The 2,068-nt window shown below is 30.1% G+C and carries 1 protein-coding gene; it reads right to left on the bottom strand.

Annotated features, from left to right (window positions below; all coding sequences use genetic code 11):
• The coding region (locus MBORA_RS09360) for an Ig-like domain-containing protein (protein ID WP_156482720.1) at positions 1-2,068 on the bottom strand (2,068 nt) is incomplete at both ends.

Below are 2,068 nucleotides of genomic sequence, written 5' to 3'. Positions count from 1 at the left end.
TTAGCAACATTAACAGTTAAAGTATCACTTGTAGCATCCACATAATTAACATCATCAACTAACTTAACAAAAACAGTATGCAACCCAGCTTTTAAACTTGAAACATTAATTGAAGAGCCTACAGAAGAATTACCTACCCTTTTACCATCAACAAAATAAACAACACTACCTACAGCATCACCAACATTCAAAACATGAGAAACAACTAAATTTTGGCCGTAGGTAATATTATTTGCAATTGCACTAATATTTAACATAGCCTTAACAACATTAACAGTTAAAGTAGCACTTGTAGCATCCACATAATTAACATCATCAACTAACTTAACAAAAACAGTATGCAACCCAGCTTTTAAAGCTGAAACATTAATTGAAGAGCCTACAGAGGAATTACCTACCCTTTTACCATCAACAAAATAAACAACACTACCTACAGCATCACTAACATTCAAAACATGGGAAATAACTAAATCTTGACCATAAACAACATCAGAAACTATTGCACTGATATTTAATGTAGCTTTAGTAATATTAAATGTTGTAGTGTTTGTAGCTGGTAAATAGTTTTGGTTTCCATTGTATTTTGCTGAAACTAAGTATTTACCAACTGGTAGAATATCATTAACAACTAATGATCCACTACCGTTAACAATTTTTATTGTGTAGTTTTTATTGTTAATTGTAGCTATGACTTCTCCATTTATTTTGTGTGTTAAATTAGCTATGATAGTGAATTTTTGCTTATATTTAACATCATTTATTGTTATTATTAGGCCTGTTTTAAATGGAGTGTTGTTTTTTACTGTTGTGTTGTTGTTTGTTGCTTTTACGCTGTCATCACCTACTAGTTTATTAGCAATTAGGTGGTTTTTTATTACATTTCCTTCTCTTTCTGTTATTACTGTGTAGTTTCCTGTGGATTTTATGTTGTTGTTGGTGATATTGGCATTACCTAATTGTTTAACAATTATTATACCTGTTGTTTCTACATTTGTGATTACTGTATCGCCAGAACCATCATTAGGACCGATATTTGTTCCATTAGATTGTATAGTGTTGTTTATTATTTGTAAGTATTTTGTATTTCCTGTTATGGCCATTGTGTAGTTTCCGTTGAGTATTATGGTGTTGTTGATGAAATTTTCAGTTACACCGGTTAGTGAAGTACCAAATGTGAATCTTGATTCGCCTGTAAGATTATTGTTGGTGTATTCTGCTTCAATACGACCCATGAATCCTCCTGAGTATATTACATATACTACATGGTTGGATTTTGCAGTTAGATTGTTAGAATCAATATATGCTGTTGCTGGACCTTCAAGGTCAATTGCTGCTGCATAGTAATCATCAGTGTGTGCATGGATATTGTTATTTTTTATATTAATATTTTGGCCACTGATAATTGTTGCATAAGCGTATTTAGATCCATTAACTTCGATTTTATTATCTGATACTTCTAAATCATTACAAAGCATGGCATGAAGTCCATACATTGTATTATAAGTTCCTATTTTATTATTAACATTGATTAAGATGTTGTTGTCTTTAAATTTTACTCCTTTGGATTTTTTAATTAAAAATCCTTCTGATTTGGCTTTTGGAGCATATCCATAAGTCACAGGATCCCAAGACCATTCAATGTCATATGAAGGAATAAATGCAACAACAGTATTATTTTCTATAATAGTATCATTTGAATTATCTATTTTAACTGGAATACTTATTTTATTCCCATTTGCTAAAACTGTAAAACTAATTTTACTATTTTTAAAGATTAATCCATTAGAATCATTTGCAACAACAGCAAAAATATCAGCAACATTACCCACATTACAAACAATATCCAAATTAGATAAAACCACACCAATACCATTAACTAAAACAACAGCACCACCATTGCCAACAAAATTATTAACAGTGCTAAATAAAGTAAGACTATTCAAAACAACACCAGAAGCACTAATTAAAAAACCCATATCATACAATACAGCATTACTACCTAAAATCGAAATATTCCTATTTAAATTAATAATATTAACACCTAAACCAGAAAAATCACCTAAAAATA

This window comes from Methanobrevibacter oralis (assembly GCF_001639275.1).
GTDB lineage: Archaea > Methanobacteriota > Methanobacteria > Methanobacteriales > Methanobacteriaceae > Methanocatella > Methanocatella oralis.
Note: the sequence above shows the minus strand (reverse complement) of the source record. Positions and strands in the feature narration are given on the sequence as shown.